Source organism: Gimesia panareensis, from assembly GCF_007748155.1.
Taxonomy (GTDB): domain Bacteria; phylum Planctomycetota; class Planctomycetia; order Planctomycetales; family Planctomycetaceae; genus Gimesia; species Gimesia panareensis.
On the sequence record NZ_CP037421.1, the window covers coordinates 2,916,054 to 2,938,156 of the forward strand.

At 55.2% G+C, this 22,103-nt stretch carries 15 protein-coding genes; 10 read left to right on the plus strand and 5 right to left on the minus strand.

Annotation, left to right across the window (positions count from 1 at the left end):
• The first annotated feature begins 10 nt into the window (after window positions 1-10).
• The 5 genes from Enr10x_RS11010 to Enr10x_RS11030 all read left to right on the plus strand — a co-directional run bounded on the left by Enr10x_RS11010 (window position 11) and on the right by Enr10x_RS11030 (window position 5,250).
• On the plus strand, window positions 11-1,366 hold the full coding sequence (locus tag Enr10x_RS11010; protein ID WP_232093312.1) for an outer membrane protein assembly factor BamB family protein: 1,356 nt from the start codon (window positions 11-13) through the stop codon (window positions 1,364-1,366).
• Window positions 1,367-1,657: 291 nt separating this feature from the next.
• On the plus strand, window positions 1,658-2,107 hold the full coding sequence (locus tag Enr10x_RS11015) for a GNAT family N-acetyltransferase (protein WP_145449064.1): 450 nt from the start codon (window positions 1,658-1,660) through the stop codon (window positions 2,105-2,107).
• A gap of 66 nt (window positions 2,108-2,173) precedes the next feature.
• A complete protein-coding gene (gene rimK / locus Enr10x_RS11020) occupies window positions 2,174-3,577 on the plus strand; it encodes a 30S ribosomal protein S6--L-glutamate ligase (RefSeq protein ID WP_145449065.1) in 1,404 nt (467 codons plus the stop codon).
• A gap of 90 nt (window positions 3,578-3,667) precedes the next feature.
• Window positions 3,668-4,471 (plus strand): hypothetical protein, encoded by an 804-nt coding sequence (locus tag Enr10x_RS11025; protein ID WP_145107978.1) that lies wholly within the window; start codon window positions 3,668-3,670, stop codon window positions 4,469-4,471.
• 38 nt (window positions 4,472-4,509) lie between these two features.
• Window positions 4,510-5,250 (plus strand): hypothetical protein, encoded by a 741-nt coding sequence (locus Enr10x_RS11030; protein ID WP_145449066.1) that lies wholly within the window; start codon window positions 4,510-4,512, stop codon window positions 5,248-5,250.
• Window positions 5,251-5,252: 2 nt separating this feature from the next.
• On the opposite strand, the gene Enr10x_RS11035 is transcribed toward Enr10x_RS11030, so the two are convergent.
• From Enr10x_RS11035 to Enr10x_RS11045, 3 genes are all read right to left on the minus strand, one after another.
• Window positions 5,253-6,599, minus strand: a complete 1,347-nt coding sequence (locus Enr10x_RS11035; protein WP_145449067.1) for a PQQ-binding-like beta-propeller repeat protein — start codon at window positions 6,597-6,599, stop codon at window positions 5,253-5,255.
• Window positions 6,600-6,693: 94 nt separating this feature from the next.
• Window positions 6,694-7,443, minus strand: coding sequence for a 3-keto-disaccharide hydrolase (locus Enr10x_RS11040; protein WP_232093314.1), 750 nt, complete (start codon window positions 7,441-7,443; stop codon window positions 6,694-6,696).
• Between the two features lie 158 nt (window positions 7,444-7,601).
• Entirely contained in the window at window positions 7,602-9,014 is a 1,413-nt protein-coding gene (locus tag Enr10x_RS11045; RefSeq protein ID WP_145449068.1) for a sigma-54 interaction domain-containing protein, read from the minus strand.
• A 602-nt stretch (window positions 9,015-9,616) separates the two neighbouring features.
• Here Enr10x_RS11045 and Enr10x_RS11050 point away from each other — a divergent pair.
• From Enr10x_RS11050 to treZ, 3 genes are read left to right on the plus strand one after another with little or no spacing between them, the layout of a single operon-like run.
• The gene (locus Enr10x_RS11050; protein ID WP_390620448.1) at window positions 9,617-11,782 is read left to right on the plus strand and encodes an HAD-IIB family hydrolase; all 2,166 of its coding nucleotides are present in this window, start codon (window positions 9,617-9,619) and stop codon (window positions 11,780-11,782) included.
• Window positions 11,779-13,746, plus strand: a complete 1,968-nt coding sequence (locus tag Enr10x_RS11055) for an alpha-amylase family glycosyl hydrolase (RefSeq protein WP_145107961.1) — start codon at window positions 11,779-11,781, stop codon at window positions 13,744-13,746. The genes Enr10x_RS11050 and Enr10x_RS11055 overlap by 4 nt, the downstream gene beginning before the upstream one ends.
• A 15-nt stretch (window positions 13,747-13,761) precedes the next feature.
• Window positions 13,762-16,398 (plus strand): malto-oligosyltrehalose trehalohydrolase, encoded by a 2,637-nt coding sequence (treZ, locus tag Enr10x_RS11060; protein ID WP_145449070.1) that lies wholly within the window; start codon window positions 13,762-13,764, stop codon window positions 16,396-16,398.
• A gap of 2 nt (window positions 16,399-16,400) precedes the next feature.
• Here the strand turns inward: treZ and Enr10x_RS11065 are convergent, their stop codons facing one another.
• Window positions 16,401-17,849, minus strand: coding sequence for an MFS transporter (locus Enr10x_RS11065; protein ID WP_232093316.1), 1,449 nt, complete (start codon window positions 17,847-17,849; stop codon window positions 16,401-16,403).
• 574 nt (window positions 17,850-18,423) lie between these two features.
• Between Enr10x_RS11065 and Enr10x_RS11070 the strand changes: the two genes are divergently transcribed.
• Both Enr10x_RS11070 and Enr10x_RS11075 read left to right on the plus strand, forming a co-directional pair.
• Window positions 18,424-19,341 carry an alpha/beta hydrolase gene (locus Enr10x_RS11070; protein WP_145449071.1) on the plus strand — a complete coding sequence of 306 codons (918 nt, stop codon included), beginning with the start codon at window positions 18,424-18,426 and terminating at the stop codon, window positions 19,339-19,341.
• Between the two features lie 138 nt (window positions 19,342-19,479).
• Complete coding sequence (locus Enr10x_RS11075; protein WP_145107951.1) at window positions 19,480-20,703, plus strand: carbohydrate porin; 1,224 nt, start codon at window positions 19,480-19,482, stop codon at window positions 20,701-20,703.
• A 607-nt stretch (window positions 20,704-21,310) separates the two neighbouring features.
• On the opposite strand, the gene Enr10x_RS11080 is transcribed toward Enr10x_RS11075, so the two are convergent.
• Window positions 21,311-21,967 carry a hypothetical protein gene (locus Enr10x_RS11080; protein ID WP_145449072.1) on the minus strand — a complete coding sequence of 219 codons (657 nt, stop codon included), beginning with the start codon at window positions 21,965-21,967 and terminating at the stop codon, window positions 21,311-21,313.
• Window positions 21,968-22,103: the final 136 nt, after the last annotated feature.

Here is a 22,103-nt window from a genome sequence, read left to right on the forward strand (position 1 = left end):
GAACCCGGTTGTGTTCAAAAACAGCAACACTCTTTTGTTCATTGCAGTGGGCTTGTTGACCTCAATCTCCAGCGTCACCGCCTCCGATACCTGGACCGGCTTTCGAGGCACGGGCTCTAACATTTCCACCGCCCAAAACCTGCCTCTGAAATGGTCCCCGGATCAGGGAATCCGCTGGAAACAGACGGTCCCCGGTTATGGCCAGTCGTCTCCTGTCATCTGGAAAGACCGTGTCTTCGTCACCTCAATTGAAGGCCCCCAACAGGAAACCTGCCTGCTGCATGCTTACGATCTCGCTTCGGGGAAACTGATCTGGTCGAAACAATTCAAAGCCAGCCAGACGAAAAAATCGACAGCCATGGTCTCGCGTGCCGCCCCGACCCCCGCAGTCGACGGACAGGGAATCTACGCGTTTTATGAAAGTGGAGACGTCTTCGCCTGCAGGCACGACGGCTCTCCGCTCTGGCACCGGTCCCTGGTAAAGGACTACGGCGCCTTCGTCAGTAACCACGGCATCGGCAATTCGGTCGCCCAGACCCCCGACCAGTTAATCGTGCTGACGGCCCACGACGGACCGTCATACCTGCTCTCACTGGATAAAAGAACCGGCAAGACCAACTGGAAAACCGATCGTGAATCCGGAGTCGCCTGGACTTCTCCCGTCATCGCTGATCGAAATGGCACACCGGAAATCATCGTCAGTGCCCGCGGTACCGTCAAAGGCTACCAGGGGCTGACCGGCAAGCTGCTCTGGACGCTGTCCGGCATCAGCGGCAATACCATTCCCTCCGCCTCCGTCTTTGAAGATTACATTCTCATCGGTGCCTCCACGGATCGACGGAACCCCGACGGCGCGAATGCCAGCGCTTCCAACTGCTGCCTGAAACTCGTCACCCGGGACGGCAAGCCCGGCTATGAAGTTCTCTGGAAAGCCGAAAAAGCGGTTTCTTATTACTGCACCCCGCTGGCATACCAGGGCTGTGCTTATTTCGTGAACAAGGTGGGGGTCGTCTTCTGCCTGGATCTCAAGACAGGCAAACAGCATTACGCCCAGCGGCTTTCCGGGCCCTGCTGGAGTTCGCCCCTGGCAGCCGGCGACCAGATCTACTTCTTCACGAAAAAGGGCATCACTGACGTCATTGCTCCCGGCCCTGAATTCAAACGGATCGCCGCCAATTCACTCCTGGCGGACACTTCAAACACAGACAAAAGTGAAGACTCAAAAGGTCATACCGGAAAACCGAAACAGGGGTATTCCGCAGCGGGCCCCATCGCGGTCTACGGAGCCGCTGCCGTAGACCAGGCACTCCTGATCCGCACCGGCACCGAACTCTACTGCATCGGGACACCAGAAAACGAATCATAAACCCTGTTTTCCCCGCCGGATCTTATCTTTGAATGCAACTCCTCTTCGATTAAACATCGGGGAGGAGTTTTTTTAGTCTCATGTCTTTTGAGAGCAGCAGGCGCAGCATTTCAGCAGAAAACAAGCCGGGAGACCGGCCTGAACTTTCCGGACCGCCTGTGTGTCAGGTTCACTGGCCCTGCCGAAACCGGGAATTAGTGCCCGGCAGGTTGTGGACACAGCTTCCTTCAGCGACTATTTTACGCATAGTCCATCCAGCTATTATCGCAGTCAGTTACTATGGTCTGTCTCATGAATTCGATCTCCGTCCGACAAGCCGTCCTCGCCGACCTCGATGATCTCGTACCGCTGTTTGACAGCTATCGCCAGTTTTACCGGCAAGCCAGTGCCCCTCAAGCGGCCCGCGACTTTCTCTCGGCACGTTTCAACCACGGAGAATCCGTGCTCTTTATTGCTTATGCCGGAGAGACCCCCGTGGGATTCACGCAACTGTATCCGGGCTTCTCTTCAGTCTCGTTATCGCGGACTTTCGTTTTAAACGACCTGTATGTCGCCCCCTCAGGCCGCCGCCAGGGTATCGGCACTCAGTTGATTTCCGCGGCCATTGACTATGCCCGGGAACTCCAGGCGATCCGCCTCACACTCTCCACAGAGATCACCAACGAAACCGCCCAGGCGCTCTATCAGACAGCCGGCTGGAAACGGGATGAAACATTTTTCGTCTACCACTATGCTCTGTAACCTTCAGAGACCTTTTTAACCTCTCCCTGCCTGGCAGGATTCAGATAGAAACGACACTCCTTCATTATGAAAGATGATAAAACCAAGCAGATTATTGGCTGTGAAGAATGGTGTGCCTTCCCCGATCTTGGCATCCCTGCCATCAAAGCCCGCGTCGACTCCGGAGCCAAAACCTCGTCCATCCACGCCTTCAACGTACAGAAGTTCCGCCGCCAGGGGGAAACCTGGGTCAGCTTTGAAGTGCACCCGGTCCAGAACAACCGCCGCACCGTTGTCCGCTGCGAACGACCGATTGTCGATAAACGCGTGGTCAAAAGTTCCAGCGGCATCTCCGAAACCCGTTATGTAATTCTGGCCACACTCAAAATTGGTGACGAAGCCTGGGAAATCGAACTCACGCTCGCCAACCGCGATTCCATGGGCTATCGCATGCTCCTGGGCCGGGAAGCGATGAGTGGACGCATGCTCGTCGATCCCGCACTCAGTTTCTGCCTGGGGCAAGTCTCCAGCGAGACCCTGAATAAGCATTACGGGAAACGGGAACAGGTCCGCAGCGGTCTCAAAATCGCGCTGCTTGCCAGTAACCAGGAACTCTACAGCAATCAGAGGATCCTGGAAGCGGGCGAAGAGCGGGGCCATGAAATGGAGTTCCTGGACATCAAACAGTGTTACATGAAACTCGACGCTGTCGAACCCGAGGCCCACTACCGGGGTGGTACGATCCTCGACGACCTCGATGCCGTCGTCACCCGCATTCGCCCCAGCATTACCTATTATGGCTGTGCTCTGGCCCGCCAGTTTGAGAGTATGGATGTGCTCACCGTCAACACGTCCGTCGCCGTTACTCAATCCCGTGACAAGCTCTATTCACTGCAGTTGATGCTCAAAAGCGGCATCAATATTCCCACGACCGGTTTTGCCAACTCTCCCATGGATACCAACGATCTGATCGAAATGGTGGGCGGGGCGCCCCTGATTGTCAAACTGCTGGAAGGTTCTCAGGGCAGGGGAGTCGTGCTGGCGGAAACCCGCAAAGCCGCAGAAAGTGTGATCAACGCTTTCAAAGCCCTCCGCGCTAATCTGCTGGTCCAGGAGTTCATCAAAGAAGCAGACGGAAAAGATCTGCGCTGTTTTGTGATCGACGGCAAAGTCGTCGCCTCCATTCAGCGTGAAGCCGCTCCTGGAGAATTCCGAGCCAACATCCACCAGGGTGGGACGGCGTCCATTATCAAAATCACTCCGACGGAACGCAAACTGGCTGTCAAAGCCGCCAAAGCGCTGGGCCTGATGATCGCCGGCGTGGATATCATCCGCTCCAAACATGGACCGCTGCTGCTGGAGGTCAATTCCTCCCCCGGCCTGGAAGGCATTGAGGCAGCGACCGGAAAAGACATTGCCGGTATGATGATCGCCGCCATCGAAAAGAAGCTGAACTGGAAACGGGAATTAAGCGTGAAACGCCATAAATAGCAGATTTCTTCTAGTGTTTATGAAATCCCCGGTTAGAATGGCTCCATCGGTAGAGCATCACTGAATTACGATTCTTTCCGAGGGCCTGTAATGAATTATCTCTTCTCCAGGGGGAGCTTCGCCTCCGTCTGTTGTGTGGGTTGTCTGTTCGTTCTGCAGACACTCGCATCTGCATCACAACAACCGAAAGATCCCGGACACGAAAAGATTGGCACCGTCATGGGCCAGGCTGTCTATCGTGATCAGCTCCGAACCGGGAAAAACATTTCTCTACGCGAGGAGCTGTTCCGCCTGTTCGCGCATCCTGTCAAAGAGCACTACATCAAAGAGCATCGCAAGGCAATCGTGCCCACCGAACGGGAGATCTCCTTCGCTGCGTCCTGGTTCTGTAAAGATCAGCAGATTCTCCGTCTGGATCAGAAAGAAAAAAACATGATCCGGCAGCAGATTCTGACCATTGAAAAAAGATTGAAAACAGACCAGCTGACCAAAGCGGAACAAAAAGAACTCAAGGACCAGCAGACCGAACTGCAGGCCTGCCTGGATATGCCCTGCCGGACGTTTGCGCACTTCATGCTTGACCGCTGGAAATTCCAGCGGCACCTCTATCTCACCTATGGCAGGGGTCGTATTCTCTGGCAACAGGCCGGTATCGAAGCTTTCGACGCCATGTATCGCTGGCTCCAAGACCGGGAAAAGCAGGGAGAATTCAGCATCGATGATCCCCGGCTCCACTCTGAATTTTATGCCTACTGGACCTCACAGAAACATGGTGCGTTCCTCACTGGAGACCAGAAACGCATTCGTGATTTTCTCAAACCCAAATGGGTGCCTGATACCATCAAAACAGAAAATCACTTCAAAAAACCCGGGGCGAAACAGAACCAGAAATGAAACGGCTCTTATTTTTTAGACAGACTGGATTCTGTCTATTGGTAGCATCGTGTATCTCGCTGTCTGGTTCTACGCTCGCAGCACAGAGCAAAACTGCCACTCCGCGCGAACAGATTGGCGAAGTGCTTGGCAAACCTGTCTATCGTGATCAGCTGAATGCTGAATCAACAGACAAGCTAATTAACTCACTCCAATATCACTTCTATGGAGTTTTAACGGAAGACTATCTGGAACAACATCGTAAACGTTTCGAACCTACCCAGCTGGAGTTTGAAGAATTTGCAGAAAATGAGTTTCCGGAGTCACATCAATTTAAAGTCTCGCAGATGCCGGTTTTGGAGACGCGACTGCGAGAAATCAGGAAACAATTAAAATCGAATCACTTGAGTGCTGAGCAAAGACAGAAACTGGATCTGGATCGTCAGAAAGTAGAAGAGACACTGGATTCTGGAATAGGGCCATTTCTCTATAACATGCTACTCTGCTGGAAAATGGAGATGGATATTTACAGACGCTATGGCGGTGGTCGTATCAGGGTCCTCAAATTAGGCATGGAACCCCTGGAGGCGACTCATCGCTGGCTCAAAGCCGAAGAACAGGCTGGACGTTTCAAAATAACCGACCCGAAACTGAAGGCTCTGCTGTACCGCTACTGGACTGTCAATTTCCAGTATGGTTTCCTCATGCAGGACCCGCAGGAAATCCGACGCGATTTTCTCGATCCGGAATGGCAACGCAAGGCCCGCGCACTGGCCCCCGTTGAAGCGCGAAAGCCTTGACGCTACTCTGCCTGTTTCGTCTCGGCTGCCTTTGTTTCTTCAGGCCCGGTAATACAGACCAGCTGCTCCTGCCGCTTGCCACTCGATTTTTTGCCGATCCGTAGAAACAGTTCGCCATCCGCCGCCGCGGGGCTGGCGTAGCAGTCATCGCCGATCTTGTTGAAGCCGACCTCTTCATATCCATCGGGAGTCGCTTTAAACACAAAGGTCTCGCCCGACAGATTCGAAACATAGATCAACCCGTTACACAAAATCGGCGAAGCGCTGAAGGAACCGCGTAACCGGTTCCGCCACTTCACATCGCCCGTCTCGGTAGACCAGCAGTAGGCAATCCCGTCATCAGTCACGCCGTACAGAAAATCGCCGTCGACCAGCAGCGAAGGCTCGTAGATCTTGGTCTTATCCGTCCACAGCAGCTTGCCGTCTGCAGACAGCCCCACAGTTTCCCGCTTGGGATACCCCCCGCTGGCAAAGATCTTGTCTGCAGATGTGACGATCGTCCCGCAGGTCGCTTCCGCCAGGCAGGGCGTGCTCCAGTTTTCCTTTCCCGTTGCCGGATCGTAGCTGGTCACGGCATCGCAGCCGCTGATCAACAATTGATCCCGACCACCCACATGGGCCACCACCGGACTGGAATAAGTACTCACCGCAGGCCGGGCCACCCGCCAGGCGATCTTACCCGACTTGCGATCCAGGGCGGCGATATAACCTCCGCCCCGATTGTCGGCGGCAATGATCACAAAGGATTTATAGAGCAGAGGAGAAGGAGCATAACCGAACTTGGAATTAAAAGCCCCCAGTTCCTGCTGCCAGAGCTGTTTGCCCTTCAGATCCAGCGCGGTCGCAATGATCTTTCCCGAATTCAAAAAGACGGCAAAGATCCGCTCGCCGTCGCAGAGCAGGGTTCCGTTGGCGTTCGTCCCTTTTTTATGCAACTCACCCGGGGAAGGGAAGCCCCCTTCATGGACCACGGTTTCCCAGCGCACAGTGCCATCCTGGCGATTGTAAGCAACTACCAGCTGTTCCTGGTCCGCATCATCGGCGGTCGCCAGCAGCACCTGGTCTCCGATGACGACCGGGGAACTGTGTCCGCGACCGGGAATATCCGTACGCCAGAGCACGTTCTTCGATTCATTCCATTGAACGGGCAGGTCTTGATCCGGGGCATGACCATTTCGCTCCGGCCCCCGCCAGCCGGGCCACGAGCGGGACAGATCCGGAACGTCGGAATCACTCAGCGAAACGCCACTGGCCTGGACGGAGATTTCTTCGACGGGAGTCGTTTTCGTGCAACCGACCAGTAAGAGTAACAGGCCAGCCAGAACCAGTCGGTGCGAATCAGAAATCATCCTTTATTTCTCCCTGAGACATCTATCGCAAACAGAAGCCGGCGACCAGCCGCCCCGCATCAGGGACGGCTGATTCCGAATTCTGTTTTTGTGTTTATAGTTTCTTCAGAAAGACATTTCTGAAGCGGATTTCACCGCCATGAGTCTGGAGCTGAATCGGCCCCTTTTCATAGATCGGCTGATCCTTCTCATAATAATTATCCATCTTTTTGTTGTCTACAACGAGTTTGCCATTCATGTAGACCGTCACATTCTCCCCCTTCATGATGATCCGGAAATGATTCCACTCACCAAAGGGTTTATCGGCGTGCACCAGCGGATATTTGCCTTCGCCTTTGTTGTTATACAGTCCGCCGGAACCCAGATTCGCCTTGCGATCCCATTTACCACCTTCTTTGGTCGTATCCCAGATCTGCACCTGAGGCACACCCCGTAAATAGATTCCGCTGTCCGCTTTCGCAACCGTCTTGTAGTCGAGCAGCAGTTCGAAATCGCCAAAGTCTTCTGCTGTGGTCAGGTAGACGCCATGTCCGTCATTCACCAGCTCCCCATCCTCGACAGACCAGTGTTCCAAAACGTCTTCCCAGTTCTTCTTCAGCAGTTCATCCCGCTCTTCTTTGGACATCTTCTTCACGGCCATCGGGCTTTTCCCTTTGACCTTATGGTAATTCATCCCAATCCAGCCGGACAGATCTTTACCGTTAAACAGGGCAATGAAGCCTTCCGGCGGCTGATTCATTTTCTTATCGGACTTCTTCTCTCCCGCAGTAGCTGCGGCAGATCCCATGACGGCCAGAACCAGCAGGGAAAACAGACCGTTTCTGCACAGTGACTTTAAATTCATGATGGATCATTCCTTCTTGATATGATGACGCTGAGAACCAGACTGCGCATCCAGACACAGCCGATTCGATAACCTTCTTTAGTAATTACTCTAATCAGACCACAGACGAATTACAATCAGTCGGTTCCCAGGTCAGCGTAATTTTCCCGAACTGTGTCTCAACCCTTGAAATCCTGCTTTTCGATGCCGTACAGCTTCATCTTGCGAAGCAGGGTCCGTCGACTGATGCCTGCTTCCTCCGCGGTATCCGCGACCCGGCCCGCATGCTGTTTCAGCTTCGCCTGGAGATACTCTCGTTCGAGTTGTTCGATTACCGGATCCAGGTTCTCCTGCAGGGTTCGTGACGGATCGACACTCTTCCGCCAGACCGCCTGTTGTTTGTGCTCCAGCGTCTGTCCGGTCTCTGCCAGATTCGTACTCCGCAGTCGCTCAAAGTCGCGGGCCGTCAATGCCGACGGAAAACGGGCCAACACCAGACGCTCGCTGAAGTTTTCCAGCTGACGCACATTGCCCGGCCATTCGTAGTCGAGCAGGGCATCCAGAAAGCTGTCCGTGAAGATCGGCGGCTCCAGTCCGTAATGCCGCGCCAGCCGCTTGGTGAAATGACCGAACAGCAGAAAGATATCTTCCGGTCGCTGACGCAGTGGGGGTACATTCACCCGGATCACATCCAGACGGTAAAACAGGTCTTCGCGAAATGTCCCTTCGCGCACCGCCTCATCCAGCAGCACATTCGTCGCCGCTACAATCCGCACATCGATCTCGACTTCCGTCTGGCTTCCCACGGGGCGAATCCGTTTTTCCTGCAGCATCCGCAACAGGCATAACTGCGCTTCGGGAGGCATGTCGCCGATTTCGTCCAGAAACAGCGTCCCCCCGTTCGCATGCATTACCAGACCTCTTTTGGCCCGATCCGCCCCGGTAAATGCCCCTTTTTCATGGCCGAACAGCTCCGAATTGATCAGCTCAGCCGGGATACTCGCACAGTTCGCTGCCACAAAACGTCCCGGTCGGCCCGAACGCCGATGTACGGCTCGCGCCAGCAGTTCCTTTCCCGTTCCCGTTTCACCGACGATCAATACGGTCGCATCGGTCGGCGCGACGCGTGTGCAGAGTTCGAATAGATCCCACATTGCCGTGCTGCGACTGAGCATCGATTCAAAGCGGGCTCCCTTTTTTCGCTGAGGACTCAAATCGTGCATTCGAGGCAGAAACTGCTGATTCTCAAGCGTCTCTGTCACGACCTGCTGCAACTGCGCTTCGGACGACGAAAGGATCACATCCCGCACACCAGACTGAAACAGCGCCCGCACCAGTTCACTTTCAACTCCAGGTGCCCAGATCAGAATGTCGGTCAGCGGCCACTGGTTCCGCAGTGATGCAATGACAGACTGTACTTCTTCCAGATCTTCCGCGTTGACCTGCATCACAAACAGACGCGGAGCACGCGGAAACTCGGTCAATGTGATCTGCCCTGCCGAATCAACCGACAGCAGTTCATAACCTTGAGACTCCAGCACCGTCTTCGCCCGACGTTCGCGCAACGTACAGACAATCAATGGATTTTCCATCTGTCACCTCCCGGTCGCAGCGAAAGTCGAATCAGCAGGCGCAAAGCTGAAACGGCGGAAATTGGTGGTGAATCCCCTGTTCCCAAATGCGACACGCGTTTCCCATTATATCATCCCACAACCATATGAGACAAGCGTGTCACTTTTTTTGGGACAAATCAGTCTCGTTTGCGGCCGACTCCACAGTCGGGAATCGGCATGCCCTTTGCATATATCCGCAGGCAGTACATTGGCCACAGGATGACCATTCAGGAGAAAACGATTAACAAACCGGTTTTTATCGCTCTCGCCAAAACAGGGGACCACTGTCACTGGTTGCCCGGCGACCAATGTGGTCGCTCAGCGACCATCCTCAGTCCGGTAATCACTCCGCTGCCCCCGTCCGATTCTGAATTGCTTCAGAATGGTCCACGACTCAATTCTCCGCGCTCCCTCCGAAAATCTCCTGATCGAACTATCTACAAGAACTCATGTTACGCCTTACGTCTGAGGCGAACGGAGGACCTGACTCAGGAACTTGAATTAACAGGATGAACTCAATGCCCCGCAACGTCTTAAATGAACCCTTTTCTGAATCCGTGACCGATCCCCGGGGGGCAGGTATTGCCTCGGCCAGACGGGGAGACCTGAAAATCACCCTTATCAGTCTGCACGGATTGATTCGCGCCCATAACCCCGAACTTGGCCGTGACGCCGATACCGGCGGTCAGGTGAAGTACGTGCTGGAGCTGGCCAAAGAACTCGCTGCTCATTCTCGAGTCCGTGAAGTCGAACTGCTCACCCGCCAGATCATCGATCCCAAGGTCGCCGATGACTATGCTCAGGTCGAGGAACAGATCTCGGAAAATGCGAAAATCGTCCGCATCCCCTTTGGCCCCAAACGCTACCTCCGCAAAGAATCGCTCTGGCCTTACCTCGAACTGTTTATCGATCAGACGCTGCAGCACTTCCGCCGCTCAGGTCTGCCCGACATCATTCACGGTCATTACGCTGATGCCGGCGTAGCCGGGGCACAGCTGGCCCGCCTGCTGCATATTCCGTATGTCTTCACCGGACACTCACTCGGCCGCGTGAAGCGCCAGCGGCTTTCCCTCGGCAAAACCGATTCGGAATCAGTCGAAAAACTGGAAAACCGCTACCGGTTCAACTCCCGGATTGAAGCAGAAGAACTCGCCCTGGAAACCGCCTCCATGGTCGTGACCAGTACGAACCAGGAAGTCCAGCAGCAGTATGAGCTGTACGACCATTATGAACCCTCACGTATGGAAGTCATTCCCCCGGGCGTCGATCTCTCCAACTTTTCTCCTGCAGGAGACGACTGGAAAACGCCTGCCATCGCGGAGGAACTGAACTGTTTTCTCCGCGAGCCAGACAAACCCATGATTCTCACCATGGCCCGCCCCGATGAACGGAAAAACCTCGAGATGCTGGTCCGTGTCTACGGCGAAAGCGAACAGCTGCAGGAAAAAGCGAACCTCGTCATGGTCATGGGAACCCGCGATGATCTCCGCGACCTGCCCAAATCGCAGAGGAACATCATCAATCATGTGCTTTATCTGATTGACCGCTATAACCTGTACGGCAAAGTCGCTTATCCCAAATCGCATACGCCGGATGACGTCCCCGAACTCTATCGCCTGGCCACCTCGCTCAAAGGGGTCTTCATCAATCCCGCGCTCACCGAGCCCTTCGGCCTGACGCTCCTCGAAGCGGGCGCCACCGGGCTTCCTGTCGTGGCGACCAACGATGGGGGACCGCGAGACATCATCGCCAACTGTCAAAACGGTCTGCTGGTCGACCCGCTGGACAAGGAGGCCATTGAACACGCGCTGCTCCGCGTCCTCACCGAGCCGGAACAGTGGGCAGACTGGTCCACGAACGGCATCAAGGGCACGCGCGAGAATTACGCCTGGAATAATCACGCACAGCGTTATCTTCGTGACCTGCAGGACATTCTGGAACATTCTCCCGCACCGGTGCTCGCAGACAAATCCACAACGCGTCGACTACCCGAATTTGACCGGTTGATTATCACCGATCTGGACAATACACTGACGGGAGATGACGAAGCGTTGCAGGAGTTTATCGAACTGCTGCGTGAGAATGAACATATCGGTTTTGGAATTGCAACAGGCCGACGTCTGGACAGTGCCATGGAACTGATCCAGGAGCTGGGGCTGCCCCAGCCGGACCTGATTGATACTGACGCTGGTACACAGTTACACTACGGCGAAAATCTCACCCCTGACCTCAGCTGGCGCAAATCGATCGATTACGCCTGGCAACCCGAGAAAATTCGCGACGTGCTGGATTCGCTCCCCGGTTTCTTCCCGCAAATCGACGAGCATCAGTCAGAATTCAAGATCAGTTACGAAATTGATACCAGTCTCAGTCCCAGTCTCTCGGAAATCAAAAAAATTCTCCGGGAAGCAGGTTTACGTGCTAAGGTTGTGATGTCACTCGGGATGTATCTCGATATCATTCCCGTGCGGGGGGGGAGTGATCTTTCCATGAGACACGTGCTCTGGAAATGGGGTTTCGCTCCTGAGCACGTTCTCGTCTCCGGCGACTCCGGCAACGATGTCGGCATGCTGCTGGGACGCACTCTGGGAGTCGTTGTCGGCAATCACAGCGAAGAGCTGGAGAAACTGCGCGATCGACCACGCGTCTATTTTGCGAAGGCTCCCCACGCTGCAGGCATCCTCGAAGGAATCAGATACTACAACTTTTTGGACAAGATAACTATCCCCAACGATCGGATCGAATGAGCAAGACACAGGATGAGATTGACTTCAGAGCAGATCTGACCCTGCAGCGTTTGCAGCCCCGGTTGGCTCAGGTCTGGCAGGAGAGTCAAATCAGTGATGCCAGACGCCACGAGTTCGAACTCAGACTCGAGGAACACTGGCGACCGCTGTTCAGTCTGCTGTTTGAACTCTATCACAGCCGCTATGACTTCTTCTACCACATCGAACACGTGCTGCTCACAGCGGCCCGGGCGTGGGCGGAACGCGCAGAAGAACTCTGCGAACTCGACCGGCATCGCATCAACGAACCCAACTGGTTCCAGTCTGAAAAGATCAACGGGGGCGCCCTTTACGTCGATCTGTTCGGGGAAAACCTGAGCAAGCTGCGCGAACAGGTCGGCTATTTCAAAGACCTGGGACTGACCTACCTGCATCTGATGCCTTTGTTCGCAGTCCGTCCCGGCAATAATGACGGCGGCTATGCCATCAGCACCTATCGCTCCGTCGATCCCCGCCTCGGTACGATTGACGATCTGCGGATGTTCTCCGCCGACCTTCGTGAAGCCGGCATCTCGCTGGTGCTCGACTTCGTCTTCAACCACACCGCGGACGATCACGAATGGGCTCGACTCGCGCAGGCAGGCAACCGCGAGTACCAGGAATACTATTACATTTTCCCGAATCGCACTGAGCCGGAAAAATACGAACGCACGCTCCGCGAAATATTCCCCACCGTCCGTCGCGGCAACTTCACCTGGCACGACGGCATGCAGCAGTGGGTCTGGACCACGTTCAACAGTTTCCAGTGGGATCTGAACTACACCAACCCCGCCGTCTTCCGTGCGATGCTGGAAGAGATGTTCTTCATTGCCAACACCGGCATCGACATCCTTCGCCTCGACGCCGTCGCCTTCATCTGGAAGCAGATGGGGACCAGCTGCGAAAATCTTCCGCAGGCCCACACGCTTATCCAGGCCTTCAACCGCCTGGCCCGCATCGCCACCCCCGGCTTGCTCTTCAAGTCCGAAGCGATCGTGCATCCCGACGATGTCGTCAAATACATCAGCGAACACGAGTGCCAGATTTCCTACAACCCGACTCTGATGGCGCTCCTCTGGGAATCGCTGGCCACCCGCAAAGTCAATCTGCTGGTGCAGACTCTCCGCCACCGCTATCGACTGCCCCGCAACACTGCCTGGGTCAACTACCTCCGCTGTCACGATGATATCGGCTGGACCTTCGACGACGCCGACGCCCAGGCAATCGGCATCAATGCCTACGATCACCGTAAATTTCTGAACGACTTCTACACGGGTCAGTTTCCGGGCTCTTTCGCGCGCGGCGTTCCCTTTCAGGAAAACTTTGAAACCGGCGACATGCGGATCTCGGGCACCATGGCTTCGCTCGCCGGTCTGGAACAGGCCATCGAGGAAGACGACGAGGAAAAGAAAGAACTGGCCCTCCGCCGGATGCTGCTCCTGCACGGCGTCTCTTTGAGCATCGGCGGAATTCCGCTGCTCTACCTCGGGGAAGAGTGGGGCATGCTCAACGATTACGATTTCGTCAAAGATCCCGCCAAGGCCGGCGATTCGCGCTGGATCCATCGTCCCAAAATGAAATGGGAGTTCCTGGAAGAACTGGACGACCACCGCAACGCGGGCAACGGATCCATCCGCACCCACATTTACTGCACTACCCAGAAACTGATCGCACTCCGCAAATCGCTGCCCGCCCTGGCTGGTCAGGAAATGGATCTCATCGCCACAGCCAACGAGCATGTGCTCGGCTACATCCGCTTCAATGAAGGCCACCGCCTGATCGTGCTGGCTAATTTCTCCGAAGAGCCTCAGGAAATTGAAGGTAATAAAATCCGGACCGCTGGCCTCGGGCGATTCTTCCAGGATATGATCGACGATAAAACCTACGCGACCTCGGAGAAACTGGTGCTCGCGCCCTACCAGATCCTCTGGCTCAATCGCGTCTAACCGACGGAGCGTCCCATGTCTCGCGCAGACAATCCGCTGACAGATCCCGCTGGTCAGATTCTGGCCACCGATCTGGATGGCACCTTTATCCCTCTGCATCACGATCCTCAGAACAAAGCTGATCTGCAGACACTCACCACCGAATTCCAGGCACGCAAGGTCTCTGTGGTCTTCGTCACGGGGCGGCACTTTGCTTCCGTCATGCAGGCAATCGAAGAGTTTGAACTGCCGGTCCCTCAGTGGATCATCTGCGATGTCGGCACCTCTATCTTTCAGCGCCAGCCCTCAGGCGAATTTACTCCGGTCGCCGCCTATCAGGATTACCAGGACCAGATCATCGCCTCCCTGCCAATCGACGCCCTCCGCGAACAACTGCTGCCCATCTCCGGATTAAGACTTCAGGAACCGGAAAAGCAGGGACGATTCAAACTCAGCTTCTATACAGACGCCACACAACTCGCAGAGCAGGTCGACCTCGTTCAACAGGTCCTCGACCGGACCGATGCCCCGTATTCGATCATTCACAGTGTCGATCCCTTTAACGGGGATGGCCTGATCGATCTGCTGCCCGCCACCGTCTCCAAGGCACTCGCCCTCGAATGGTGGCATCAGGAAAATCAGCTCGATCCCACCAGCACGGTCTTTTCCGGCGACTCCGGTAACGATCTCGCCGCACTCACCGCCGGCTATCGCACGATCCTGGTAGGGAATGCCGATCGCAGTCTGGCACAGCGGATCTATAATCTGCATCGTCAGTCTGGCTGGAAGGACCGCCTCTACCTCGCCTCAGGCACCGCCACCTCTGCTGTCCTGGAAGGTTGCCGCTGGTTTGGTCTCGCGGCACTGGAAGCAACAGAAATCACACGCCCGGGTGCCACACCTCTGACTTCGGAGACAACGCACTTCCGTGTCTGGGCTCCCGATTGTAAGCAGGTCCATGTCGAAATCAAGACCGATCACGACACTATCTCTCACGAACTGGTGCGCGATCATCAGGGGTACTTTGCCGCCACCATTCCCCAGGCCCGCGCCAACGCCTGTTACCAGTACCGGCTCGATGGAGAAAACACACGCCCCGACCCCGCCACGCGCTACCAGCCCCAGGGAGTCCACAGCGTATCGCAGATCATCGATCCCCGCGACTTCCCCTGGACCGATCAAAGCTGGCAGGGCATCGAGAAACGTGTCCTCGTCATCTACGAACTGCACGTCGGTACCTTCACCCAGGGAGGCACGTTCCGCGCGGCCATCGAACGGCTCCCCGAACTGATTGAACTCGGCATCACCGCGGTCGAAATCATGCCTGTCGCCCAGTCGCCCGGCCGCTGGAACTGGGGCTACGACGGCGTCGATCTGTTCGCGGTCCGCAACACCTACGGATCCGCAGATGACTTTCGCGCCTTCGTCGATGAATGCCACCGTTCGGGTCTGGCCGTCATTCTGGATGTCGTCTACAACCACCTCGGCCCCGAAGGCAACTACCTCTCCGAATTCGGTCCCTATTTTTCTGACAGACATCACACTCCCTGGGGAGACGCCTTTAATTATGACGGCCCCGAATCAGAACACGTCCGGCAGTTCATCGTCGATAACGCCGTCTACTGGCTCGAAGACTTCCACCTCGACGGCCTCCGACTCGACGCCGTGCACTGCATGTACGACGACAGCCGCCCCGACATTCTCGATGCGATCCGCCAGGGCGTTTCCCGACACGCGGAATCAGTCCATTGGCCCGTGCACCTTTTCGCCGAAACCAATGTCTACAACCACGAACTCCTTACCCCCGACCAGAACCGCAGCCCCTATGATGGCATCTGGTGCGACTGCCTGATGTACTCCATCTACTCCCACGCGCTGCCCGAACTCTCAATCACACACCGCCAGTACCACGGAACTGCCGATCTGGTGGAAACACTGGCACACGGTTATGTCTTCGCCGGCAAGGACTCAGAACGCGTGACTGATAACGAGAGAATCAGCCGGCATTTTGAATCGCTGGTCGTCGCCCTCCAGACCCACGACAGTGTCGGCAATCACCCGCATGGTAAGCGGATTCACCAGCTGACGTCCAAAGGATTTCAGAAAGCAGCTGCGGGCCTCGTACTCCTGTATCCCGGCATTCCGTTGATCTTTATGGGAGAAGAATTCGCGACCTCGGCACCATTCCCGTTCTTCGTCGACTTCGAGGATCGTCACCTCCGCGATGCAGTCGACGTCGGTCGCCGCGGCGATTATCCCCCCCACATCTGGCAGGATGCACTGCTCCCCTCGCAGGCCGAAGCTTTCTTCAACGCCAAATGGAACGAGGCCCCTCACCGCGATCCGGACATGTTCCGCTGGTATCAAAGTCTGCTCCAGTTCCGCAAGCAGGGCCTCCACACAGGCTGGCTTGCCGCAACCAACATGCAGACGTCCGCCGATCTGGACCACAACATCTTCACTCTGCAATATCAGTCGCCGCAAAATCAGTCGTCAGAGCAGGGGGCAACCATCACGATCCACGCCCGCCTCACCCCGGCAGCAGAAACAGACGCCAGCCCGCTCCGCATCTCACTTCAAGGTTCTCTCGAACTCTCCTCAGTCCCGGAACCTCTCATCCAGAACAACAAGATCCAGTTGGAACCCAATCATCTGGTGGTGCTGCGCGGCTGAAACTATTCCACCGGTCCGCTGCCCGCGTTCTGTGTCAACTTCGCTTTCTCCTGCCGGTTACGGTCCCGTTTTTCCCGACGCGACAGCCCCTTCAGTTCGTCGGTCTTGAACGAACGATACAGACCAACGGGAAATCGCATCATCCGGAACGGCGTCACGCCGACCAGCTTCATAATCACCTGGGCCGTCCAGTGCGAATCCGGCTCGCGGACCGAACGGGCATAGAAGGCAGCCACCAGACGCATCACCAGGCTGATCGCAAAGATCAGGTGAAAATTATTAAAGTCCCGCCCGAAAATCGTCACGCTCCAGCCCGAGGAAATCACCAGGAAGCCCCCCGCCAGGATCGACGTAATCCCGCCGACCAGCCCGGCCAGAGCCGTTCCCGCGGCAATATACATCGTGCGGTTCTCGGAAGGAGAATTTTTGAGCATGAAGCCGTTGTTCGCGATCGCAATTCCCGCGTTGAGCAGCGAATCGACAATAAATACCGGCACCATGATCCAGAATGCAATCGTCGGATCCTGGGGCAGAAACAACAGGCCGATCATGTTGGTCGACTTAAATGCCGTACATAGAATCAGCACCGGCCGGTTCCCATAATGGTCTGCCATCGAACCCAGTCGCTTGGAAAATACCGCTCCCCCGAGCCAGGCACACGTCCACAGCAACAGCAGCCGAAATACGTCCATCCCCGTATATTCCAGCAGATAATAACTGATAAACGGGGCTCCCAGCATCGCAGCGAAATGCCAGAAACAGGTAAACGAAATGTACGACCGGAAATTCGGATCCAGAAAAGGCGTCATCAGCACCTTTTTCAGCTTCGGTTCTTTGACTTTCGCTACCGGCGGTTCTTCGATCTTGAGATAGAACAGAATGTCGAATACCCCGAAGATCGCCCCTACGCCGACCAGCCAGGCAAAGCCGACCTGAATTCCATAACCACTCTCGGCCAGGAATACCGCTCCCCCCAGCAGCGAAAGTGCCCCGGTCCAGTACATCCAGACCTGGCGATAACCCCAGTAGTGATTGAGTCCCTTATGGGGCAGATAGTCCCCCAGCCACGACAGCCAGAGCGGGGTGGTAAAGTGAATCAACGCGTGATTGAGCGCCGTCAGGACAATCAGCCACCACAGCCAGGCCGTATCAGACAACGATGGATACAGCCAGGGTACCAGCGCCACCGGTACCAGAATCAGTCTCTGCAGAATCGAAATCGGCAGCCAGAGCCAGCGGCGGTATTCCAGATGATTGGCCACGACGGCAGCCAGGAACTGAAAAAACAGCATCATTGTCGGCAGCGCACCCAGAATCCCGATATGCAACCCGGTCGCTCCCAGCGAACGCGCAAATTCGATCGTTGCGGGGGACATGGTGAACTGGGTGTAAATCATCGCCATACAGCCGGCGGCGATCAGCGCACGTTGTGCTGTTTTCAGAGACCACACAGTAGATCTATCCTTGAAAAGTTATCACATCGAAGCGCACTCCTCACCAGGAGCCGCCCGCCTGTTGAGCTCTTAACAGAATCTAGAACCGCGTTTCCCTCACACTGGTTATTAGAGCGTTGAGAACGTATGGGAGTGCAGGGGAGAACCCCAGGTTGAGGAAACCGCTTGTGTCTTCGTGGTGCTGTCGACCAACAGGCAGGCAGCGCATCATAGCACTCCCCCTGATTCTTTGCGACCGAGATTTTTTCCGTTTTCACAGTTCTTTACAAATCCTGAAAACAAGCAATATTAGTACGAAACCACCTCACCGTGTGCTACTGTCGTCTCGCCCGACAGTGAAAATCAGCAGAGCATCCTGAGACGCTTTTGAATGAAAAACCCTTTCGACTCAAAGGGAATTCTACCGATCGGCTCCGCCGGGAACAGATGAATATTTCCCCTGATTCGCCGCCCCCCAGTCAAACACGATGCGGCCCGCCCACAAACTGTCATTCCCTCTCCCGCACGACTACAATAGACACAACCGGGAACCACCAGGATCGCCCCAAAACGACCAGAGAAAGAGCCCCACATGCGACCTTCATACCGAGCCGGACTGTTGCTGGTCCTGTTACTGATCTCAGCCCCCACCAGGAGTTTCGCCGTGGAATCGATTCAGCGAATCAACGACATTCAGTACGCCACCACCGACCAGCAGCGTCTGCTCCTCGATCTCTATCTGCCCGAGGGCGTCAAACAACCTCCGCTGCTGATCTGGATCCACGGCGGCGCCTGGCGGGCCGGCTCGAAAGCGAACATGCCGCTCACCGAACTGGTCGAGCATGGTTTCGCGGTCGCCAGCGTCGAATATCGCCTTTCCCCGGTCGCCCGCTTCCCGGCCCAGATCCACGATATCAAAGCCGCCATCCGCTTCCTGCGGGGCTCCGCAGACAAGTACGGCTACAACGCGGACAAAATCGGCATCCTCGGGTCCTCCGCCGGCGGTCACCTCGTCGCTTTGATGGGTGTCACCAACGGCAATGCCCAACTGGAAGGGGATCTCGGCGACTTCGATCAGGAATCTTCCCGCATCGATGCCATCGTCGACTATTTTGGCCCCACCAACTTTATGACGATCCTCCCGCAATCCACGCCGCACGGCTTGAGTGTCCGCGTTCCCGCACTGCAGCTCCTGCTCGGTGATCGACCCGAAAACAGACCGGAACTGGCTAAACTCGCCAGCCCTGTTTTTCACGTCGACGACAAAGACCCGCCGCTACTGATGATCCACGGCGACCAGGATCCGCAGGTCCCCATCAACCAGTCCCACGAACTGCACGGCAAATACAAACAGCACGGCCTGGACGTCACCTTCGAAGTCATCCACGGCGGCGCCCATGGCGGGCCACAGTTCTTCGACGCCAAACGGATGCAGCTGGTCGAAGCCTTTCTGCGAAAACATCTTACCAGTCAACCGGCACCGAAGCCGAAAGCACTGCAGTCGAACTGATCGCCGCCGTTATTCTCCACTCAGTTTGACTATTCCCCCAGACTGGATACACCCGGCAAATCTGCCGAAATAAGACTATAGTGCGCTGTATCTATTTGGGCTGAACTTTGATTCGCAGCGTGAACGGGGAATGTAACGTTGCGGTTGAATTCTGTCCTCCATTTGATCTTTCTGATACTGGTTCTGTCTGGTCCCCGGGCAGTCCTTGCTCAGAGCTGCGCTGAGGAACTCCCGCTGGAATCTCTGGACTGCATTCCCATCACGCAGCCGGCAGACGACCCAACGCTCATCCCCGACTGGTTTGATTCCGAAAGCGGTATCTCGGTCACTCCCGTCTATTACGGTGAAGTCTTCACCAACGCGCACGGCGGAATCGCTACGGACGGCTCGACCCAGTACGAAGGCCTGCTCAACCTCTCGGTCGATCTCGATTTTGAAAAAATGAAGCTCGACATCCCCGGCCGGGCTTCCATCCTCTTTCAGAACACGCACGGACGCGGACTCGATGAATATGTCGGGGCTACCCAGATTCTCAGTAACATCGACTCGTTCGACAACATCACCCAGATCAGCGAACTCTGGTGGGAAGTCGAACTCTACGAATCGGGCATTACGATGCGCGTCGGCAAGCAGGACCTCAGCAACCTGTTCCTCACCATGGATTATGCCGGCGACTTCATCAACTCCGCCTTCGGCCTCTCCCCCTCGGCAGGCCTGCCTTCGTTTCCCACACCCAGTCCGGCCGTGGTCTTCATGACCGAGATCCACCCCGGCCTCCATTTCAGAGTCGGCGGCTGGGATGCGTATCGCAGTAACGCCAACGGTCTCTTTTCCGATAACAACGCGGCTCTGTTCATCGGTGAAATGGAATACAACTACACGACACCGTTCCGGGACCTGCCGGGAAAATTCACTGCCGGCTTCACCTATCACACCAAAGGCGTCGTTCCCGCCGGGAAGATCCCGCGGGCCTTTGGTTACTACATCCAGTTCGAACAGTTCCTCTTCCTCGAAGCAGACAGCACCGACGACCAACGCCAGGGTCTGGCTGTCTTCGCCCAGCATTTTCCCACCGCCACCTACGGCAGTTCCCCCTATCCCCTGATCCCGCACGACGCCCTGGCCGGATTCGTCTACACCGGACTGCTCCGCGGCCGCGATCAGGATGTCACCGGCGCCGGTGCCGGCTGGGTCGACCTGGACCAGGGGGGCACCGATCACGAAGTCATGGTCGAAGTCTTCTACAAAGCCCGGATCAACGAATCGCTCAGCATCCAGCCCGACCTGCAGTACGTCACAACCCCCTCGGGCATCTACCCCGACGCCTTCGTCGCCGGCCTGCGGTTTCAACTCGATCTCTGAACTCGCGCTACTGCTTCCGAATAAACAGCTGTGCCGTTCAGTGCTCATCACTGCATAAACTCCCCTTGATCCACTCTCTCCGTATCGTAAATTGTGGAAATTGTGCTTCGCGCGCGAGGCGGATGATGCGTGTACTGGGACATGACGCACTAATGACGAAGCAGCACCTGAATCGCCGTCGTTTTTCACCCGTTTTACACCGAAACAAAAATAACCGGTTCCAGATATCTCGTACATTTTCAAATCATTTCGAAGCACACTCAGAGCAATTCGGAGCAAACTCAAGATCAATTCAGGGGAACTCACAGAGAACTCAGAGCACAAATTGTGCTTGACTCCCTCACGCCGTTCGCCAAAATCAAAACCATTGATAATTACTGTAGGGGCTGGCCTGTGTGCCTGCCCGCCTCGCAACATACAACCCGATCACGGCGAGAGGTCCCAGCTCAGTCATTCAATCAGGAGCAGGGCTACCCAGGCTCAGCGGAGCAGTGCCTCCCGAACCAGAAACAAAGTCTCCATTTTATAGATCGGCTCCATACTCCCAAGCTGAACATCGCACAGCAATCCGTTCAGCTCATCAACCACTTCCAGCCCCGTTTTCTTTTCAATCTGTTTGCTGCGTATCGAGATTCACCTCGAATACCTGCTCGATTTGGTTTTTCTTAAAGTGAAAAGGCACCAGACGAAACATCTTTGCACTTTTATGAAGCCCCTCAGATGGGATATGTTGTTCATTGTGATAAAACGCCAAAAGAATATGCTGAATGCTTCGGCCGTCTTTATAAATAAGATCCAAAACTTGTTTTAAGTTTTTCGCGAGCTGTCTATTTGAATTAGCAAGAGGTTTGTCATTAAATTCATCTCTAAAAGCATCAGAATAGTCTGTTCTAAATTGTTCCCAGGATTGACCTGACTCCCAGTTATCCCAGATCCATTCAAATATTTGATGTCGCCGAACCTGATTTTTCTTCACCATGATTGTTGTATTTCGGGAGGGGGAACGATATCTCTTCGACTCAATCAAATATACATTCTTCTTAGTAGCAATAATCGCGTCAAACTCACCAAACGAAGCCCCCTTTTTACCTCCATTCCTGCCAAAACTGGGGCGATAAAAAACCAGACAGTCTTCAAGAGAGATATCTTCATCTTCATCTAAATCACGATGCTGTGACCTGATTTCAGCTAACAGTTTCCCTAAATGCTGTGTCACCGCAGCCAGAGTGAGCCCATCCTCGCCATAGCACATGATTTTCGACATACATCAACTCCTTGAAGTGAAATTAACTGGGCCTGCGATCATCACGACTGATCCACATCGAAATACAATCGTCCTCAACACAAAACAAAAGGCCCTGGTATTCAAAATCCAGATAAAACTGAATCCTGAACACACA